A 19,311-nucleotide genomic window follows, 5' to 3' on the forward strand; every position below is an offset into this window, starting at 1 on the left:
GGACGCGGGTGATTCCCGCGTGGCCCTCTCAGTCCTAGTCTGCCGAGTCCGCTGTCGCGCAGGGCCTGTTATGGGCGTCTGCGAGGGTCGGCGGCGGGCCATGCTGAATGTACGTCCTCCGGGCGAGTGACAGAGAACGCACTTCGTCCTCTGCCGCCATTGCGTAATGCCTGGCCGACGGTTTGCCCGGAGCAAACCGTCGCTCGCTCCGAACGTCCCCACACGGAAAAGGAACTCATTCATGAGTAAAGGCAAGGTTCTCATCGTCATGTCGGCTGCCGACGTCTGGGAGCGCACCGACGGATCGAAGTACCCGACGGGTTACTGGGCGGAGGAACTGGCCGCTCCACACGAGAAGTTCGTGAAGGCCGGTTACACGGTCGACTTCGCTTCTCCGGGCGGAGTGCTGCAGCCGCTGGACGAGCACAGCGCCGACCCGGCGGTTGCGGGGGAGGAATGCAGTCACTACGTGGCGCACGCCCAGAAGGCGCTGCGGGAGTTCGGCCCACTGCTGAAGCTCGACGAGATCGACATCGACGACTACGTCGCGGTGGTGCTGCCAGGTGGCCACGGCCCGGTCGTCGACCTCTTCCAGGACGCCGACCTGGGCCGTCTGCTGGTGAAGGCGGACAAGGCCGGAAAGCCCATCGGTGCGGTCTGCCACGGTCCGGCCGCGCTGCTGAGCGCCAAGGACGAGGGCGGCAACTGGCTGTTCTCCGGCCGCAGGATGACGGCGTTCACCGACGAGGAGGAGCAGATGTTCGGCACGGCCGAGGGCGCTCCGTGGCTGCTGGCCTCCCGTCTGCGGGAGCTGGGTGGTGTCCTCGTCGAAGGGGCGGCGTACCAGCAGCACAACATCATCGACGGCAACCTCTTCACCGGCCAGAACCCCGCCTCCAGCGCCAGGCTGGCCGAGGACATGATCGCCGCGCTGCGCTGACACACCCCCGGCGCACGAAGGGCGGGCCCTTCCTTCCGTACGAGGGGCCCCCTTCGTGCGCCACCGGTGAACGAGCCATGCGGCACACCCCAGAAAGAAGAGTTCCATGAAGACAATCACGCCGGACGACGTCATCGGCCGTGTGGAGAAGGGGCTGCTCATCGCCGGCCGGTGGCGGCCCGCGACGGCGGGCGCCACGTACGCGGTGTACGACCCGGCCACGGGCCGGACCCTGTGCGAGGTCGCCGACGCCACGCCCGCCGACGGGGCAGCCGCCCTCGACGCCGCACACGCGGCCCAGGCCGACTGGGCAGCGGTTCCTCCCCGCCGCCGGGCTGAGATCCTGCGCCGCGCCCACGACCTGCTGCTGGAGCGCATCGAGGAATTCGCGCTGCTGATCACCGCGGAGATGGGCAAGTCACTGGCCGAGTCCCGGGCGGAGGTCCGCTACGGCGCCGACTACCTGCGCTGGTTCGGTGAGGAAGCGGTGCGGATCGACGGCACCTGGAAGGTCAGCGAGGACGGCACCGCCCGCGTCCTGGTCACCCGCCAGCCGGTGGGCCCCTGTCTGCTGATCACGCCGTGGAACGCGCCGCTGGCGATGCCGGCCCGCAAGATCGGACCGGCCGTGGCAGCCGGCTGCACCATGGTCGTCAAGCCCGCCCCGCAGACACCGCTCACGACGGCCGCGCTCGCCGGCGTGCTCGCCGAGGCCGGCCTGCCCGACGGTGTGCTCAACGTCGTCCCCACCACTCAGGCCGCCGCGGTCACCGAACTCCTTGTCCGAGACGGCAGACTGCGCAAACTGTCCTTCACCGGGTCCACCCCCGTCGGGCGCCTCCTGCTCGCGCAGGCGGCCGGCACCGTGCTGCGTACCTCGATGGAGCTCGGCGGCAACGCACCGTTCCTCGTGTGCGAGGACGCCGACCTCGATGCCGCGGTCGACGGCGCGATGACCGCCAAGCTGCGCAACATCGGACAGGCGTGCATCGCCGCCAACCGCTTCCATGTCCACGCCGGTGTCGCCGAGGAGTTCACCCGGAGACTGACCGCACGTATGAAGGCGCTCACCCTCGGTCCGGGCACCGACCCGGCCACCGACCTCGGACCATTGATCGACGAACGCCAGCGCCGCCGTGTCGCCGACCTGGTCGACGAGACGATCGCCGCCGGCGCCCGGGTGCGGACGGGAGCGGTGCTGCCGGACGGCCCCGGTTACTTCTATCCCCCCACCGTGCTCACCGGCATCCCCGCCGGCGCGCGGATCACCCGCGAGGAGATTTTCGGCCCCGTCGCGGCGGTTCAGACCTTCACCACCGACGACGAGGCACTCCGCGCGGCCAACGACACCGAGTTCGGCCTCGTCGGCTACCTCTACACCCAGGACGTGAACCGGGCCCTGCGCATGAGCGAGCGGCTGGAGACCGGCATGGTCGGCCTCAACCGTGGCTACGTCTCCGATCCCAGCGCACCCTTCGGCGGCATGAAGCAGTCCGGCATCGGCCGGGAAGGCGGCAACACCGGCATCGACGAGTACCTGGAGCAGAAATACCTCGCCATCGACATGACGCCCACCACACGGGCGACCAGCGTCATCGAGGACCGGAGACCGCCGGAGCACAGCCGATGAGCAGCACCGTCTTCGACTCCGCGCTGTTCCGGGACATGTTCGGAACAGCGCGGATGCGCACCGTCTTCAGCGATGACACGTACCTGGAGACGGTGACCCGCGTCGAGGTGGCTCTGGCGCAGGCACAGGCCCGCGTCGGGGTCATTCCCCGAAGCGCCGCGAACGCCATCGCCACGGCCTGCGACCCACAGCGGCTCGACCGTGAACGTCTGCGTAGCGAGACCGCCGACGTCGGGTACCCGATCCTTCCACTCGTCACCCAGCTCTCCGAGCAGTGCGGCGACGACGGTGGGTACCTGCACTGGGGCGCCACCACCCAGGACATCATGGACACGGCGACCATGGTGCAGTGCGCCCGCGGACTGTCGCTGATCGGCGCCGCACTTGACGAACTCCGCGAACGGCTGCGCCGGCTGGCCGCCACACACATCGACACCGTCGCCGCCGGACGGACCCACCTCCAGCACGCCCTGCCCATCACCTTCGGTTACCGTGCCGCGGTCTGGCTCTCCGCGCTGGACCGGCACGCCGAACGCCTTGCCGAGGTGTGCCGACGTGACCTCATGGTGCAGTTCGGCGGCGCCGCCGGCACCCTGGCCTCCCTCGGACCCGGCCCCGAGGCTCTGCGCGTACGCGCCGAACTCGCCGCGGAACTGGGGCTGCGGAACCCGGAGATCACCTGGCATGTCGCACGCGACGGCCTCACCTCGATCGTCGGACTCCTGGCTGCCATCGGCGCGTCCGTCGGCAAGATCGGCACAGACATCGCCCTCATGTGCTCGACCGAGCTCGCGGAGGCGGCGGAGCCCTACACCCCCGGGCGGGGCGCGAGCTCCACCATGCCTCAGAAACGCAACCCCATCTCCAGCGAGTTGATGATCGCTGCTGCCAGGCTTCTGCGCGACAAGTCCTCGGCCATGCTGGACGCGGCGCTACAGGACTTCGAGCGCGCCACGGGGCCCTGGCACATCGAATGGGCCGTCGTCCCCGAGGCGTTCCTCCTCCTGTCCTCTTCTCTCGCTCAGGCCGTGCACGCGGTAACCGGCCTGCGGGTCGACACCGGGCGCATGCGCTCCAACGTCGACCTGACGGGAGGGCTCATCCTGGCCGAGGCCGTCATGATGGCCCTCGCACCTCGGCTCGGCCGGCAGCGCGCCCATCACCTCGTCTACGCGGTATGCGCCCGGGCCGCGGAGAACTCGACCCCCCTCGCCGATGCGCTGTCGGAAAACCGGGACATCGTCGCGAGCCTCGGTGAACAGCGGATACGACAGCTGTGCGACCCCGCCGCCTACCTCGGCAGCGCGAGGGCCATGACCCGGTCCGTCATCGCCCACTCGGGCCGTCCCGGACCGGCGCGCACAGCAGAACCGGCATAGCGCGCAGTTGTTTTCCGTGACTGGGTCAGGAGCCCGACGGCGACGGAGCAGCTGAGGAGGAGCCATCCAGGCTGTCCGTGCTGTCGGAGTCGGGGAGGGGCGCGACCGCCGCGGGGGTGCTGCCGGCCTGGAGCGCCGGGGCCTCGCCGAGGGCGGCGATCTCCCAGCGGCCGCCCCGCGCGTAGGTGAGCGGATAGGTCGTGCCTGTGGAATCGGCGGCGGTGACCTGGACCAGCGCCTGCCGCGCCGTGCCGTCGGCCGGGACCGCGGTGCTGCCGGTGTTTCCGGAGTCGTCGGCGATGTCGGTGATTCGCACCGAGGTGTAGGGCGCCGGCGTGACCGGCCGCAGCGTCACGCCGGGCGAGGTGTAGTAGTCCAGCCCGCGCTTGCCGGTCAGGTAGGCGTTCAGGAAGCTCGCGATCGCGCTCGTCTCCGGGGCGCCTGCGTTGCTTCCGCGGTCGGTGCCGGCGCCCAGGCTGCTGGCAGTCAGCGACGCGGGCGCCGCCACCTGCGCGGGCAGAGCGGTGGCCGCATAGCCGGTGGTCTTCGGCGCTCGAGGTGACGACCCACGACCGTACCCGGCACGCCCACCAACTCGATGGCACGCGCATTAGCGCGTCAATGAGAGCTATACTTGTTGGCCGGGTAACAAGTATCATTGAGGAATGACTCCGCGATCGACCTTCAGTGCTCTTGAGTTCCTGCTCGACGACCCACTGCACACCACCCGAGTCACACCGGACTTGCTGCCCGATCCGGCACCGGGAAGCGTTCTGCTGCGCATCGAGCGCTTCGTGTTGACCTCAAACAACGTCACTTACGCCCGGATCGGCGAGCAGCTCGGATACTGGGCGCCGTTCCCAGCGCGAGAGCCGGGCTGGGGGCGAGTGCCCGCGTGGGGGGCTGCCCGCGTCGTCGACGGAGACCCGGCGCTGGCAGCACCCGGTGAGCTGTTCGCCGGCTTCCTTCCGATGGCGACCCACGTACTCGTCCAGGCAGAGCCACGACCGGCCGGCCTGCGTGCCATCGCGCCGGAACGGGCCGACATGTACCCGTTCTACCGCGACCTGGACCGGATCGACGACACCGTTGACGATGCCGCGCTCGCCGTCATGTCGGGAGTGGCGCCTACCGCAGCCCACCTCACCGACGAGCTGCAAAAGCACAGTCCCGAGCAGGTCGTGTTCTCCAGCGCCACGAGCCGCACCGCACTGACCACCGCCATCGTGTTGCGGGAGGCGGGCACGCGGGTCATAGGGCTGACCGCGGCAGTCCGCACCGATGTCGCCGCCCGCGCCGGGGCATTCGATGATGTCCTGTCGTACGACGACATCGCGAGGCTCCCCGCCATCGCCGGCACCGCCTACGTCGACATAGCCGGCCGTGCCGAAGTCACGGCCGAGGTACACCAGGTCCTCGGCTCCGCGCTCGTTCGCAACCTACGGGTCGGGGCCACACACACGCCGAGCCCGGATCCCGAGCCCGCCGCCCTGCCCGGTCCGCCCGTCGAGCGGTTCAACGTCGGCCTTCGCCGGGTCGAGGTCGCCAGCCGCATCGGCGAGCAAGAGATGCTCACACGCGAGCGGGCCGCCCACAAATCACTCGCTGCCTGGGCCGTTGAGCATCTCGCTGTGGAGCGCACCATCGGGCTTGAGCAAGCCAGGAGCGTCTGGCAGCGCGTTCAGCGAGGGGTCACCGATCCACTGACAGCCCTGATGATCATCCCGGTCTGAGAGGACGAAGCGGATCACAGCACCGGCGCCTGACCGGCTGCCCGCCACCGGCAGTATCTTTTCCACCACTCCGGCGGGGGTGGCGTTCGGGCTGGTCCGCGGCCGCGCACCGGACGCGATGGCAGTGAACTGCAGCGGCGGCGGTCTGTCAGTCGGATTCATCACGGCGCTCGACCACGAGTTCCCGGGGCTGGCGGGCCACATCGCCAAACCAGACGGTTTCGGCAAGATGGCCCGCTCGCTCGCGGCCGGACGCGCGTGCCGCAACCCCCGCCTGCTGGGGGTGGTGTCATGGACGCGTCCTCTTCCCCGTCCCTGGAACTGCTCTCCCAGCTCGGGGTCGAGACCCATCTCGTCCTCACCCGGGCCGCGCGGGCGACGCTGGCTCAGGAGACGGACCTGAGCGCTCGGGAGGTCCGCGAACTGGCCGACCAGGTGTACGCGGAGCACGACATGGGCGCGGCGATCTCCAGCGGCTCCTTCCAACCGACGGCATGCTCGTCGCGCCCTGTAGCGTCAAGACGCTCTCCGGCATCGCGCACAGCTACGACGACAACCTGCTGGTGCGCGCCGCCGACGTGACGCTGAAGGAGCGGCGGCCGCTGCTGCTGATGCTGCGGGAGACGCCCCTGCACCTCGGGCACATCCGCCTGATGGGGCAGGCGGCCGAGGCGGGGGCGACGATCATGCCTCCGGTGCCCGCGTTCTACGCCAGGCCGGACTCGCTCGATGCGATGGTCACGCAGACCGTCGGCCGGGCCCTGGACGCCTTGGGCCTGTCGCATCCGGCCACCGCCCGCTGGACGGCCGCATCACGGGCCGGGGAGAACCATTGATCCCCGCCCAGCCGCCGTCGACGGCCGCCCCATCTCGGGCGAGTGTGTGGAGGACGCGGTGTACGACCTGGCGCTGGAAGTGCTCCAGGACAGCGCCCCGCGGCGGACCACCTTCGGCTACGGGCGACGATGACGCCTTCGCGGTCGGGCCGTGAGACACCCGAACTGTTCCTATGCTGCGCCTCGCCCCGACTGGCTACGACGCCGCAGTGCTCCATAGCCACAGCCTGCTCACCCCATCCGTCGCCGCCTGCGTCCGCCGCGAGCTGGAGGATGTGCTCAACACCCCTGAGGGCCGGTATGCCGAACTCGCCGTCATCACTCAACTGCTTCACAGCACAACCCACAGTGACAACCTCGAACTCGCCAAGCCCCTTCGACACCGCGCTGAACGTCTACTGGGGCGCGCCGTTCCCCACCCACCGCCGCCGCTGCTCGCCGACTTGTTGGCAACGGTCGAGAACACGGAAGACGTCCTACGTCGGGCCCTCCGCACCTAAGCCTCGATGCAGCGGGCAATAGCCGGTCCAGGGCTTGGACATGAAGGCGTGGATGCCCTCTGAGCTGGGACAATGGGACTTCCTAGGATTCCGTGTCCCGCACCTGGCAGACGATCACCCGCCTCGCCGACCGTCTGGAGGACCATTCCACCCTTCCTCGCGAACAGCGCATAAGCGGTGTGATCACCACGTCCGGGCTGGGGACGGCGCGCCCTTCATCACCTCTGTGATCCCGGGCGAGGGGCGCAGTCGCCCTATCAGGAGGGAGTTCAGCGTCACGCTGGCTACCGGTCAGCTCGGCGAGGAGATCGCCAGGGTTCAGACAGCCGTCTTCCACGACGTCCTCCTCCACTTGTCAGCAAAGCAGGCCGAGAACTGAGGCTCGCCCTCAGTTCTCGGCCCGAACAGGGCATCGCCAGCTGGCGTTCACGCTTCCCGCTGCCCAGGTCCTTCCTCGGTGCCCTGCACCTCGTCGGTGCGCTGGGAGGAGGTGTCGGAGCGGATCATTGTCACCAGCATGCGTGACCGTGCCGCGCCGACGTGCAGTCGTTTGCGGAGTGTTTCCGCGGAGATGGGCCGCTGGGCACCGTGGTCGCGCTGTCCGATGTCCCATCAGGTCCTGGGCTGGTATGGGTGGGGGGTTCAGACATTCTCGCCGATCCCCATCCGCTGGTGGGTCTCCTGGGCGCGCTCGGCGGCGGCGCTGGCGCCGTAGTGGCGGGGCATGTCCTCCGACACCCAGCCCATCAGCAGCATCAGGTCACCGGAGTCCCCGCCGGCCCGCTTCCACTCGTGGGCGAAGTTGTGCCGCCATCGGTGCGCGTGCACACCTGTTAGCCCGGCGGACAGGCCGCGCCGCTTGATCATGATCTTGATGGCGTTCGGCGCCAGCCGCTTCCCGCCCCGCTCGGCCAGCCACAGGTCCGGCAGCTCTGCGCCCTTGCGCTTGGTGCGAGCCCGCAGATACCGGCTCACCGCCCGCGCCGTCTCCGGTCCGAATCGCACGCGGCGGTCGCGGCCGCCCTTGCCGTGGTAGTGCACCGAGTCGGTGACCAGGTCGATGTGGCGGCGTCCTCCGCCTCGAGGTCGGGTGTCGCGTGCTGGTTCAGGTAGCGGGCGAGCTGGGCGGCGGACAGGAGGTAGTTGCGGGTGGTCTCCGGGTGGTTGCCGCGCGCAGGGAGCGGTCCCAGTCGCGCAGGAAGCCCTCCCAGGTTTTGGGGAGCCCTGCGGTGATCTTGTCCAGGTCCAGAAGCGGCATGGAGAGAAACCCTCCGAGTCAAGGTGTCGGTGAGCGGCGTGCCCGACCTCGACGCGGGGAACGGAAACGCGAAAAGAGGACCCTCACAGGTATTGACCTGCGAAGACCCTCCGCACCGTCGGGACGACAGGATGTGAACCTGCGACCCCTTGACCCCCAGCCGCGCGACAACTCTCCGCGACGATCCGTACCGCACCGTAGCGCTCGACTCGAGGTCGTACACCGCCGTACAGGGCAAGAGAACGCCGCTACCGGCAACCGGCTCCCGAGCGCACCAATCCTGCTACGCAACGCTCCACGCCGACGGCACGACCATTCACCAGCTCGGCGTCGCCATCGCCCGCCCCCCTTCGCCCCGAACACCGAGCCTGCGGAACTCGGGCCCCCAAGACTGCGACCGACCCCACTTCGATATCACCAGCCTCGAAACAGCCCCCCCCCCCCAGCCCCCTCATCGATACCCGCACGGCCATCAACGTCAAAACGACACCACTTCAGCGCCTCATACCGCTATCATTTCGGGTGTCACTGCGCCCGGCAGGAGGAACTTGATGTCGCGCACCATGATCGATCTCGACGATGAGATGGTAGAGCAGGCCATGCGCCTGTACGGCGTGAAAACGAAGGCCAAGGCCGTGCGCATGGCCATGGAAGAGGCCGTCAAGCGTCGACTGCGGCAGGAGGGCATCGACGCGATCAAGTCCGGTGACCTGGACCTGACCTACGACAGCCGGACAGAGCCCGACGGCAGGAACGTGGCGTGAGTGAGCGCTTCCTGATCGACAACTCCGCCCTCCAGCGATGGCGTAAGCCAAAGGTGGCGGAGGCCCTCGACCCGCTCCACGAGGGTGGCGTACTGGCTGTGTGCGGACCGGTCGAGATGGAGGTGATGTACTCCGCGCGCAACGAGAACGACGCGAAGCGCCTGCATTGGTTCCTGGTCGGCTTCGACTACCTGCCGATGACCGACGAGGTGTGGGACCGTGCCAAAGACGTCCAGCGACAGGCCCTCGCCAAGGGCAACCACCGCGCGCTGTCCATGCCGGACCTGTTGATCGCCGCAGCGGCCGAACGGCATGCGGCAACGGTGCTGCATTACGACCAGGACTACGACATGATTGCCTCGATCACAGGCCAGCCCATGAAGTGGGTCGTGGAGGCGGGCACAGCGGACCACTGACTTGTCGGGTACGCGGAAGCTCCTGTCGATCCCGGCTGTGCTTCTGCGCCGACAGACCGTCAAGGGCGCGGAGTTACGACCAGCACCGCGGCTCACTCAAGGCCCCCGCTCCCCCACTTCGGCCCTCACCTCACCCACCGCGTCCCAGCCCGGGACACGTGCGCCAACGCGGCACGACAAAGAGGCCGGGATTCTGGCGCTACGCCACCAACTCGCCATGCTGCAGCGACAGACCGACAAACCGAAGGTGACCTGGCCAGACCGTGCACTGCTGGCCGCCTTCCTACATCGCCTCCCCCGGGTACGTCTTTGCCAACTACCACTGATCGTCAAACCTGACACGGTGCTGCTCGTCACACCTGACACGGTGCTGCTCGTCACACCTGACACGGTGCTGCGCTGGCACCGTGACCTGCTGCGCCGCCGCCACGCCAAGGCATCCCGCCCCAAACGACCGGGAAGACCCCGCACCGTACGATCCATCCGCGCCCTCGTATTACGTCTGGCACGAGAAAATTCCAGCTGGGGCTACCGACGCATCCACGGCGAACTCCGCGGGTGCCGCGCCCTGGTCCTGCGCCTGGCCAGTGAGAACGCCTCGTGGGGCCATCGCCGGATCCACGACGAACTCGCAGCCCTGGGTATCAAGATCGCCGCCTCCACCGTCTGGGAAATCCTCCGCCAGCACGGCATCCCACCCGCACCCGAACGGCAGAGCACCACCGAGCATGCCACCAGGCGCATCCGGATCCTCGGCGCCACCGCACACCCCACCGCGGACTGGATCGTGCAGCTCGGGCGCAACCGGAACCAGAGCCACCGACCGTCACGCCGTCGTACGGCAAGACCCAGTGCCCAGGTCGCGCGGCACGTGTCGCCCTGGGGATCGTCTCGTCAGCTCTCAGTATCGATCGGGTCCGGCTGCGGGGCGCAGGTCTCGGTGGCGCGTCCGGGGGTTCATCCCGTATCCCGTGGGCAGGGCCGTCCGGCTATGTCCGGCGCCGTCCGGAAGCCCTTCTCGGGTACGCCGGTGGACGGCATTCTCTCCTGCAATCCAGCAACTGCCGGACCATGAACGAGGGAGAACGACCATGTCGAAGAAGCCAATGTGGGGCGCTGCGCTGGCGGGAGCGCTCATCGCCGGCGGCGTGTACACCGCACCGTCCGCCAGTGCCGTGAGCGGCCCGGAGCACTGCGCCGTCGTCATCAAGAAGGTCGAGCCGGGGCAGGCGGAGTCGAAGGTCGTCTCGAAGCAGTGTGCCGGCAGCGCGGAGGCCCTCAACGTCAAGGGGTCCGGCACCGCGCTCGCCCCTGCAGCGTTGTTCACCCTGTACGACGACAGCGACTTCCGTGGCAGCTCGTACACCATCTACGGCAACGAGGGTGACTGCGACGGCTCCGGCTACCGGTACCCCACGCTGGGCTGGTCGTACAACGACTTCGCGCGGTCGATCCGGCTGCACGGGGCCTGCGACACGGCCAACCTCCACGAACACGCCAACTGGGGCGGCCTGGTGACACGGGTCGACGGCTACCGGTCCGACCTCGGCGACCTCAACGATCGCGTCAGCTCGATCGCGGTCTGGAACACCTACTAGCCGGCAGGCCCGGGAAGGCCGCTCAGGAGGGAGCGGATCTCCCGGGTGTGGAAATGATCGGGACCGAGGACGGTCTCCCGGGCGAGGAGCGCGGCGTCGAGGTGACGCCGGCCCTCGCCCGGCCGCCCCGCCGCCGCCAGCGCGGCGCCGAGCCATTGCCGCGCGAACAGCGTGTGCGGACGCTCGGGGCCCAGCGACTTCACGAGGCCGGCAAAGGCCGCTTCGAGGTGGTCCAAGGCCGGTTCGGTCCTGCCGCAGCGGAGCAGGATGCTCCCGCATTTGGCGCGGCTGTTGAGCAGTACGGCGTGGCCCTCACCGAGGTTCCGTTCGACGGCGGCCAGCGCCTCGGTGGCGAGCGTCTCGGCCTCGTCCGTCTCTCCCGCGAGTGCGAGCAACTGCCCGAGCGCGAGCTGGGACTGAAGGGTGTCGATGTGCTCGAGCCCGTCCGTACGGCGGCGGGTCTCCAGCACCTCCCGCTCCAGCCGGCAGGCTTCCTCCAGCGACCCCGACCACCGATGGGCACTGGCCAGGTTGTGCTTGGTGATCAGCGTGCTCGGATGCTCGGGCTCACGCACCCGCTCCATCACCGCGAGAACCTCACCGAGCAGCCGCGCCGACTCCTCGGGACGGCCGCAGTCGAGCGCCATCAGACCCTGATCGCTCAGGGCCACCAGCGTGTCGGGGTGTTCGGGGCCCAGCACGCGCCGCCGCGCGGCGGCGAGCTCGGCGAACAGCCGCTCGGCCTCGCGCACCCGGCCACCGCGCCACAGCAGATACCCGCGGTTCGCGCGGGCCGACAGCAGTTCCGGGTGGTCCTCGCCCAGCGTCGACCGCTGAGCGAGAACGGCATCGATGAGGTCCTCGGCCGTGTCCGCGGTGTTGGCGACCGAGAGCTCGTCGACCATACGGTTCGCGAGGGCGCAGATCTCGGTGATGGCGTACGACGAGGTACGCAGCAGTTGCCGAAGGTGCGGGGTGATCGCCAGCCAGGTCGGCCAGGCGTGCCAGTCCCGCTCGGGGTACGCGGCGGTCACCGCCTCGAGGAGCGCCGCCGCCGCGCGTTGGGCGCGCCGTTTGTCCTGCGTGTCGGCCCGTGCCGCCTCCGCCACGAGCGGGTGCAGCAAGATGGCCGAGTCGCCGCCGGCGTCCGCGCCGTCGATCATGATCAGGCCGAACGCCGCGAGGCCGTCGAGCCCTGCGAACAGGGCGGTCTCCGGGGGCCCCGTGATCAGCTTGTGCTCCGCCAGCACCCGAGGGTTCAGCCAGGCGGTACGGATGGGGTTGTTCGGGGCGTATTGGGCCAGCACCTCGAGGATTCCCCTGGCCTGCGGCACGCCCTGGTCCGCGAGCGTACGCAGAGACAGGCCCCAGGTCCGGGTGATGTCGGACCGTACGCTCCCACCGTGGCGTGTGGCGCCGAGACTGAGCACGTCGAGACCGCCGTCCGCGGAGACGCGCCGCGCGAGGCCGGGAAGGTCGAACGTCGCAAGGCCGGAGCCGAGGTAGCTGCCGGCGAGGTGCAGGGCGAGCGGAAGCCCGCCGAGCTCACGGGAGAGGTCCTCTGCCGGAGCCCGCTCGGCGCCGCCGCCCGGTAGGCCCATGCGGTCCAGCAGCAACGTGGCACCGGCTGCGGCGGGAAGCGGGTCGAGTATCCGCAGGTGTGCGTGGTTCCCCCACCTGGCCCAGTCGATGATCCGGCTGGTCACCACGGTGACGCCCGCGCCGCTCGGGCGCACCCAGCCGGTGCCGCCGGTGAGGTCGCCAGCCGGCGCCAGGACCGCGGGATCGTCCGCGTTGTCGAGGATGAGCAGCCACTTCCTGGTGGCGGCGTGCAGCTGGCCCCAGACGAGCTCCAGGGCGGCTGCCGCCGAAGCCGCGGCGCCGCGCTGTTCCCGTTCGCTCGCGCCGAGTTCGGCGGCCACCGAGATCATCCCGCTGTGGAGGGCGGACTGGGTCGCGGCGTCCACCCACCACACCCGGAGGCCGTGTTCGGTGGCTCGGCGGGACAGCTCCAGCGCGACCGTGCTCTTCCCGACGCCTCCCATACCGGCGAGTACCACCACCGCCTCGCCCGGCCCCGCGAACGCGAGCTCGCCGAGCCCGTCCAGAAGTTCATCGCGTCCATGGACCACGGGCAGGCGGCCGACGGGGGGTGCGACCACCGAGCGTGGTACGGCGGGTTCGTCGCCGGGCGTGCGAGGTGCCGGGGGTCCCTCGCCCTTCGCCCGGCCGTACGCCGCCCGGCAGTGAGCGCGGACCTCGTCGGCGTCGGCGAACGCGTTGCCGTACTGCTCGGCGAGGCGGATCACGGCCTCGACGACCGGGGCCGCCCCGTCGTGCCAGTTGCGCGGCAGGCTCCTCCCGGTCAGCCAGTCGTTGATCGTGGACCGGCCGAGTCCGGAGACCGCCTCGAGCTGGCGGACCGACAGTCCTCTCTCGGGAGCGGCGGCCCGCGCCGCGATCCGGCGCAGGGCCACGGAGAACGGATTGTCCTGAGGTGAGTGAGGGGTGGGCAAGAAGATCCTCGGGTCGAGAGCGGGACTCTGCCGTGAAGAGCTTAGACGGCGGATCCCGAACTGCTGAAGGGGAACTCCCGGCCCGCAACACCTGGGCGACGATGACATCGGGGACGGCTGGAGTGAGCAGGCGCTCTTCCGGGTGATCGCCTCCCCGATACCCGGGGCCCGCGCGGTGCTGCGCCGGATCACGGACCTGGGCGGCACCACCTCGTTCGACGGAGTCCAGCAGTACTTCGCCGACCATCCGACCACCCCGATCACGAAGGCGAAGATCGACGGGACCCTCACCAGCATCCCGGCGGTACAGCGCCGCGTCGGCCCAACCAACGCACGTATTCGCGGGCCCCGAGGTGGGTGAGGCCGGTGGTTTTGGTGTCGTCGGTGCCGCCTACGAAGCCTTTGGTGCCGGGCCAGGTGGTGGGCTGCTGGCCGCGCACGCCGCCGAAGGGCAGAGTGCGGCGCTGTGTGAGCTTCTGGGTCGTGGCATCGATGGCGAGTTGGGCGGTCCCGTGGTGGTCGGCCATCGTGAAGGACACGGTGCCGTCGTCTTCCTCGACCTTCGGCGTCCCAGCACAGGGTCTGGGTGTCACCGCCGAGCGTGCGGGTGGTGGCGCAGCTTTTCTGGTCCTGGGTCCATGCCTCGGTCAGGCGCCGCAGGTAGTCGTAGGTGAAGCACTGGTTGTCCGTGCCGGAGCGGGAGAAGTCCGACACTGACAGCACGTTGCCCGACTCGTCATAGCGGTACGTGCGACGCCCGCGACGTCCTGCCGGTCCACACGGGCAGTGGCCAGACGCTGGGTGCCCCACTCGTAGGTGTTGCTGACCCTGAAGATTACGGCTGCTCGTCCGCCCACGACACGGTGCTGCGTTGGCACCGCACCCTCATCGCGCGCCGCCACGCCGCCTCCTGCCGACCCGAACGCCCGGGACGGCCACGCACCGTGCGCGCCATCCGCACCCTGGTACTGCGCCTGGCAAAGGAGAACCCCAGCTGGGGATACCGACGCCTGCACGGCGAGCTGCTTGTGCTGGGAGTGAAAACGGAGCGGGTGTGCTCAGCGTTCTTCGTGTTCTTCGTGTTCTTCGTGTTCTTGCGTGGTCGGGTCGGTGCGGGTGAGGCCGGCGAGCAGTAGGTCGATCATCTGGCGGGCGTGGTAGTCGGGGAACGCTTCGACTCCGATGCACAGGTTGCCGATGGCGAGCATGAGGTCGTACGCGCGGACGTCGGGGCGTGTCGAGCCCGCCGCGGCGGATGCCGTCAGCAGCCGGTCGAGGACGGGCAGGAGGCGTTCGACGAACTCGTTGTGCAGGGTCTCGAAGCCGGCCTGGTCGGAGCGCATGGCTTCGGCGAGGCCGTGCTTGGTGACCAGGAAGTCGGCGAATCGATGCACCCACGTGCGCAGGGCCTGGTACGGCGAGTCGGTGGCGGGGTCCGTGGGTGTGGTGTCGAGGGCGTCGACCTGGTGTTTGAAGACGGCGACCACCAGATCCGCCCGGGTGGGGAAGTGGCGGTAGATGGTGCCCATGCCGAGTCCTGACTCGGCGGCGATCTCCCGCACGGGGGCGTGGACGCCGGCGCGTACGAACACGGCGGCCGCGGCGTCCAGCAGGGCCTGTTCGTTGCGGCGGACGTCGGCTCGCTTGCGGCCGGCGGGGGACGGGTCGGTCGGGGGTGTGGGCATCGGGGAGGGCCTCCGCTTGTAAAACGGAGCAACGCTCCGTACTGTGAATCGGAGCAGCGCTCCATATTTGTCATCTTCGCAGATGTCGCGCGCTTCGAGCCACTCGATGTCCCCTGAAAGGCGCCATCCCATGACCAGCACCACACCTGCCGGCGGCAGCGATTCCACCGTCCCGGTCGTCTCCGTCCGGCCGATCACGCTGTCCGCCCCGGACCGTGGCGAGGACCTGCGGGTACGGGTCACCGCGCCGACAACCGGTCACCACCTGCCCGTCGTGATCTTCTCGCACGGCATGACCCTGGGCATGGACGACTACGCACCGCTGGTCGACTTCTGGGCCGCCCATGGGTTCGTCGTCATCCAGCCCACTCACCTCGACTCGCTGGGCCTGCCCCCCGACGACCCCCGCGCCCCGCTCATCTGGCGCATCCGCACCGACGATCTGACCGGCATCCTGGACCAGCTCGACGCCGTCGAAGCCGGCGTACCCGGACTGGCCGGCCGTATCGACCCGGACCGCATCGCGGTCGCCGGACACTCCTGGGGTGCACAGACCGCCAGCACCCTTGCGGGCGCACGGGTGGTCGACGCTGACGGCACGCCCGGTGAGAGCATGGCCGATTCGCGGGTGAGGGCGGCGGTGCTGCTGTGCCTGCCCGGTACCGGCGGCGCCGACCTGAGCCCGCTGGCCGTCCAGTACTTCCCGTTCATGAGCCCTGATTTCGCCGAGCTGAAGACTCCGAGCCTCGTGGTCGCGGGCGACGCGGACCAGTCCCCGCTGACGGTGCGTGGTCCGGACTGGTTCACCGACGGCTACCGTCTGGGCCCGGGTGTCACCAATCTGCTGACCCTGTTCGGCGCGGAACACGGACTCGGCGGCATCCAGGGATCCCACGACACGCGGACCACCGACGAAAGCCCCGAGCGTGTCGCGGTCGTCCAGCAGACGACCCTCGCGTACCTGCGCACCGCGCTCGGCCTCGACGACGACGCCTGGCCCACCGCCCGACGGTCACTGGCCGAGGCCGGCGAACCGCTGGGGAAGATCGACTCGAAGTGACCGGTCACCTCGCCCCGGCCCGCCGACCCGGTCCGGCCGCGATGGCCAAGATCGCTCCCCCTGAGACCGAGGAACCGCCGATGCCGAGGACGCACCCACCGCTCGACCCGGAGCTCGCCGCAGTGCTGGCGGTCGTCCACGACCACCTGTCACCGACCATCACCGCCGAGGACATCGAGGACCTGCGGGCCAACCCCATGTTCGCGGTCCCGGACGAGGCCCTCACGCGCAACGGAACCGTCCACTTGCAGAACCTGTCCGTACCCGGCCCACCGGGTGCTCCCGACATCTCGCTGCTCGTCCTCAAGCCGGTGGGCTAGGCGCCAGGCGCGCCCGTCTTCTCTTACATGCACGGTGGCGGCATGATCATCGGTGATCACCGTACCGGGGTGGCGGGCGTGCTGGACTGGGCCGTCGACACCGGGGCGGTGGTGGTGTCGGTGAACTACCGCCTGGCACCGGAACACCCCGACCCAGGCCCGGTCGGGGACTGCTACCCGGGGCTCCTGTGGATTCACGAGCATGCCGCCGAGATCGGCGGCGACCCGGAGCGCATCGTCGTCGCCGGAGCGCATCGTCGTCGCCGGGGCGAGCGCCGGCAACGGGCTCGCGGCCGGCGTGGCCCTGCTGGCACGCGACCGTGGCGGCCCCGGCTGCTGGGGCAGGTACTCATGTGCCCGTGCTCGACGACCGCTTCCTCACTCCCAGCAGCCGGGAACTCGAGGGCGAGGGGGTCTGGGACGCCACCAGCAACGCGACCGGATCGGGTTCTCTCGCGCCAGGCGCTGGATGAGCGCCGCAATCTCTTCTGCCAGCGGTGGCCGACCCGGTCCGACCGCTGTCTGACGCCACTTCCAGCACACCAGACGGCGGTGCCAGGCCAGCAGCGTCCCCGGGGTGACCAGCCGATGACGGCGTAAGACGGGTGGCAGCTGGCGGGCGAGAGCGGAGAGCACGGCACGATCAGCCCATGACAGCCGCGGGCGCTCGATCTGCCGACGAAGCACGGCGACCTCATGGCGAGGCGCGAGGATCTCGGCGTTGTTCGCGGCGGTCGAACGGCCCAGCAAGAGGAGGCAGCCCAAGAGTCGGCAGAAGATCAAGTAGAGCAGTCGCAGGCCCACGATCACCGATCATGCCCATACTTGGCCGATCGCAAAGCCCCAAGTCAACCACCGTACGCCAATAAAGACACCCTTCAGGTGTTCTCGTGCGCCGAGGCGGGCAGGACGACGCAGTCGATGACGAGGCCCAACACGTCCACGGCCAGGCATCTCTTCCTGCCCGGCACCTTCTTCGCGGCGTCCCGGCCCGTCGTCGTGGCCGGGACTCCGACGGAGGCGTGGATGCTCTGCGTGTCCAGGACCACCAGGCTCGGGTCGGCTAATCGCTTCCGCTTCTCCCGCAGCTGCCAGCGCAGCAGGTCATGGAACGGATGCCGGGCCTTCCATGCCGTGATCACGGGGTCGAGGAGCTCCCACTGCTCGTTGGTGAGATCGCTCGGGTACGGCTTGATGCATGCTCATGCCACAACTCAAGCGAACCCCGAAACGCTTGACCGGCGACGATGCCCCAACGTCACACCATCGAGCGATGACAAGACCGGTAGAACGCCACATCCCGCACTCTCAAAGCCGGTGTCCTGCCCCGGACACGGAGGGCAGGAGCACGCCACGACCGATGTCGGTGCCGGGTTCTACCTCGACCCGCCGAAGGAGGTGCGGAGGGGGGAAGGCTCCGACGCGCCGGTCTAGTGGCACACGTGGAACCGTGCCCGCCCCACCGACCGCGAGCCCTGGTGGGGGTACGCCGGGTGGTGGGGTTCGCAGGAACACGTGGGCCAGACCGCGCCCGGGCCGAAGGAGGGGGCGATCCGGCGGTACGAGCAGTACATCAAGGGCAAGTGGTATATCACCGACTGAAGCGCGTGATCGAGGGCGGGCGGCCCGGGCGCGGGGTGCCCGCCCCGGCGCCGCCGGTTCTACCCGAACAGGGCGCTGTAGCCGTTCAGCGCCGGCTGCCCGCCGAGGTGGGCGTAGAGCACCTTGGCGTCCTTGGCGATCTCGCCCCGGGCGACGAGGTCGATGAGGGCCGCCATGGACTTGCCCTCGTACACCGGGTCGGTGACCATGCCCTCGGTCCGCGCGGCCAGCCGCATCGCGTCCATGGTGGACTCGTCCGGGATGCCGTAGGTGCCCGCGTGGTAGCGCTCGTCGAGCAGGATCTCGTCGTGCGTGAGCTCCCGGTCCAGGCCGATGAGCGACGCGGTCCCGCGCGCGATCCGCGCCACCTGGTCCCAGGTCTCCTTCGGCTTGGCCGAGGCGTCGATGCCGAGGATCCGCCGCGGCCGCCCGCCCAGCGCGGCGAATCCGGCGATCATGCCGGCCTGGGTGCTGCCGGTGACCGCGCACACCACGATGGTGTCGAAGAAGACCCCGAGCTGCTTTTCCTGCTCCGCCACCTCGAACGCCCAGTTCGCGAAGCCCAGCCCGCCGAGCCGGTGGTCCGAGGCGCCGGCGGGGATCGCGTACGGCTTGCCGCCCGCCGCCTCGATCTCCGCGATCGCCTGCTCCCAGCTCTCCTTGAACCCGATGCCGAACCCGGCCTTCACCAGCCGCACGTCCGCTCCGGCGAGCCGGGACAGCAGGATGTTGCCGACCTTGTCGTACACCGCGTCCGGCCAGTCGACCCAGCTCTCCTGGATCAGCACGCACTTGAGCCCCGCCCGGGCCGCGACCGCCGCGACCTGGCGGGTGTGGTTGGACTGCACGCCGCCGATCGACACGAGCGTGTCGCAGCCCTGCGCCAGGGCATCGGCCACGAGGTATTCCAGCTTGCGGGTCTTGTTGCCGCCGTAGGCGATGCCGGAGTTGCAGTCCTCGCGCTTGGCCCAGATCTCCGCGCCGCCCAGGTGCGTGGTCAGGCGCTCCAGGCGGTGCACCGGCGACGGGCCGAACAGCAGCGGGTAGCGGTCGAAGTCGTTGAGGGACAAGGGA

17 protein-coding genes and 3 pseudogenes are annotated in these 19,311 nt (G+C 69.6%); 13 read left to right on the forward strand and 7 right to left on the reverse strand.

Annotated elements, in window-relative coordinates:
• The first annotated feature begins 241 nt into the window (after positions 1-241).
• From IEJ02_RS26775 to IEJ02_RS26785, 3 genes are all read left to right on the forward strand, one after another.
• On the forward strand, positions 242-940 hold the full coding sequence (locus IEJ02_RS26775; protein WP_191067202.1) for a type 1 glutamine amidotransferase domain-containing protein: 699 nt from the start codon (positions 242-244) through the stop codon (positions 938-940).
• Positions 941-1,046: 106 nt separating this feature from the next.
• On the forward strand, positions 1,047-2,570 hold the full coding sequence (locus IEJ02_RS26780; protein WP_191067203.1) for an NAD-dependent succinate-semialdehyde dehydrogenase: 1,524 nt from the start codon (positions 1,047-1,049) through the stop codon (positions 2,568-2,570).
• Complete coding sequence (locus tag IEJ02_RS26785) at positions 2,567-3,949, forward strand: class-II fumarase/aspartase family protein (protein ID WP_191067204.1); 1,383 nt, start codon at positions 2,567-2,569, stop codon at positions 3,947-3,949. Before IEJ02_RS26780 ends, IEJ02_RS26785 begins: the two co-directional genes overlap by 4 nt.
• Positions 3,950-3,974: 25 nt before the next feature.
• Here IEJ02_RS26785 and IEJ02_RS26790 read toward each other — a convergent pair whose 3' ends face one another.
• Entirely contained in the window at positions 3,975-4,457 is a 483-nt protein-coding gene (locus IEJ02_RS26790; protein WP_191067205.1) for a conjugal transfer protein, read from the reverse strand.
• A gap of 157 nt (positions 4,458-4,614) precedes the next feature.
• Here IEJ02_RS26790 and IEJ02_RS26795 point away from each other — a divergent pair, with 157 nt between their 5' ends.
• The 3 genes from IEJ02_RS26795 (at position 4,615) to IEJ02_RS26805 (ending at position 7,018) form a co-directional block, all read left to right on the forward strand.
• Positions 4,615-5,682 carry a DUF2855 family protein gene (locus IEJ02_RS26795; protein WP_191067206.1) on the forward strand — a complete coding sequence of 356 codons (1,068 nt, stop codon included), beginning with the start codon at positions 4,615-4,617 and terminating at the stop codon, positions 5,680-5,682.
• Positions 5,683-6,176: 494 nt separating this feature from the next.
• Entirely contained in the window at positions 6,177-6,518 is a 342-nt protein-coding gene (locus IEJ02_RS26800; protein WP_275562600.1) for a UbiX family flavin prenyltransferase, read from the forward strand.
• A gap of 173 nt (positions 6,519-6,691) precedes the next feature.
• The gene (locus IEJ02_RS26805) at positions 6,692-7,018 is read left to right on the forward strand and encodes a hypothetical protein (protein ID WP_223864465.1); all 327 of its coding nucleotides are present in this window, start codon (positions 6,692-6,694) and stop codon (positions 7,016-7,018) included.
• 642 nt (positions 7,019-7,660) lie between these two features.
• On the opposite strand, the gene IEJ02_RS26810 is transcribed toward IEJ02_RS26805, so the two are convergent.
• Positions 7,661-8,080: a tyrosine-type recombinase/integrase gene (locus IEJ02_RS26810; RefSeq protein ID WP_369075656.1), complete on the reverse strand. Its 420-nt coding sequence runs from the start codon at positions 8,078-8,080 to the stop codon at positions 7,661-7,663.
• A gap of 747 nt (positions 8,081-8,827) precedes the next feature.
• Between IEJ02_RS26810 and IEJ02_RS26815 the strand changes: the two genes are divergently transcribed.
• From IEJ02_RS26815 to IEJ02_RS26830, 4 genes and pseudogenes are all read left to right on the forward strand, one after another.
• Complete coding sequence (locus tag IEJ02_RS26815) at positions 8,828-9,040, forward strand: type II toxin-antitoxin system VapB family antitoxin (protein ID WP_191067207.1); 213 nt, start codon at positions 8,828-8,830, stop codon at positions 9,038-9,040.
• On the forward strand, positions 9,037-9,456 hold the full coding sequence (locus IEJ02_RS26820; RefSeq protein ID WP_191067208.1) for a PIN domain nuclease: 420 nt from the start codon (positions 9,037-9,039) through the stop codon (positions 9,454-9,456). Before IEJ02_RS26815 ends, IEJ02_RS26820 begins: the two co-directional genes overlap by 4 nt.
• 217 nt (positions 9,457-9,673) lie before the next feature.
• Positions 9,674-10,261, forward strand: a pseudogene (locus tag IEJ02_RS26825) (hypothetical protein); the annotation flags it as partial.
• Positions 10,262-10,547: 286 nt separating this feature from the next.
• Positions 10,548-11,054 carry a beta/gamma crystallin family protein gene (locus IEJ02_RS26830; protein WP_191067209.1) on the forward strand — a complete coding sequence of 169 codons (507 nt, stop codon included), beginning with the start codon at positions 10,548-10,550 and terminating at the stop codon, positions 11,052-11,054.
• Here the strand turns inward: IEJ02_RS26830 and IEJ02_RS26835 are convergent.
• The 3 genes and pseudogenes from IEJ02_RS26835 to IEJ02_RS26845 all read right to left on the reverse strand — a co-directional run bounded on the left by IEJ02_RS26835 (position 11,051) and on the right by IEJ02_RS26845 (position 15,255).
• Complete coding sequence (locus IEJ02_RS26835) at positions 11,051-13,570, reverse strand: tetratricopeptide repeat protein (RefSeq protein ID WP_191067210.1); 2,520 nt, start codon at positions 13,568-13,570, stop codon at positions 11,051-11,053. The two genes, IEJ02_RS26830 and IEJ02_RS26835, sit on opposite strands and share 4 nt — an antisense overlap.
• 299 nt (positions 13,571-13,869) lie before the next feature.
• Positions 13,870-14,400: pseudogene (locus IEJ02_RS51130) on the reverse strand (hypothetical protein); the annotation flags it as partial.
• A 228-nt stretch (positions 14,401-14,628) separates the two neighbouring features.
• Positions 14,629-15,255 (reverse strand): TetR/AcrR family transcriptional regulator, encoded by a 627-nt coding sequence (locus tag IEJ02_RS26845; protein WP_191067211.1) that lies wholly within the window; start codon positions 15,253-15,255, stop codon positions 14,629-14,631.
• A 130-nt stretch (positions 15,256-15,385) separates the two neighbouring features.
• On the opposite strand from IEJ02_RS26845, the gene IEJ02_RS26850 reads away from it, so the two are divergent.
• From IEJ02_RS26850 to IEJ02_RS51430, 3 genes are all read left to right on the forward strand, one after another.
• Complete coding sequence (locus IEJ02_RS26850; RefSeq protein ID WP_191067212.1) at positions 15,386-16,315, forward strand: alpha/beta hydrolase family protein; 930 nt, start codon at positions 15,386-15,388, stop codon at positions 16,313-16,315.
• 80 nt (positions 16,316-16,395) lie between these two features.
• Positions 16,396-16,635 carry a hypothetical protein gene (locus tag IEJ02_RS48870; RefSeq protein ID WP_223864467.1) on the forward strand — a complete coding sequence of 80 codons (240 nt, stop codon included), beginning with the start codon at positions 16,396-16,398 and terminating at the stop codon, positions 16,633-16,635.
• Positions 16,636-16,677: 42 nt separating this feature from the next.
• Positions 16,678-17,235: an alpha/beta hydrolase gene (locus IEJ02_RS51430; RefSeq protein ID WP_498067111.1), complete on the forward strand. Its 558-nt coding sequence runs from the start codon at positions 16,678-16,680 to the stop codon at positions 17,233-17,235.
• A gap of 284 nt (positions 17,236-17,519) precedes the next feature.
• Here IEJ02_RS51430 and IEJ02_RS26860 read toward each other — a convergent pair.
• Both IEJ02_RS26860 and IEJ02_RS26865 read right to left on the reverse strand, forming a co-directional pair.
• Positions 17,520-17,831: pseudogene (locus tag IEJ02_RS26860) on the reverse strand (transposase); the annotation flags it as partial.
• Positions 17,832-18,296: 465 nt separating this feature from the next.
• The gene (locus tag IEJ02_RS26865) at positions 18,297-19,307 is read right to left on the reverse strand and encodes a 1-aminocyclopropane-1-carboxylate deaminase (protein WP_037963738.1); all 1,011 of its coding nucleotides are present in this window, start codon (positions 19,305-19,307) and stop codon (positions 18,297-18,299) included.
• Between the last annotated feature and the right edge of the window lie 4 nt (positions 19,308-19,311).

The organism is Streptomyces sp. 5-10, from assembly GCF_014712245.1.
GTDB classification, from domain to species: domain Bacteria; phylum Actinomycetota; class Actinomycetes; order Streptomycetales; family Streptomycetaceae; genus Streptomyces; species Streptomyces violaceusniger.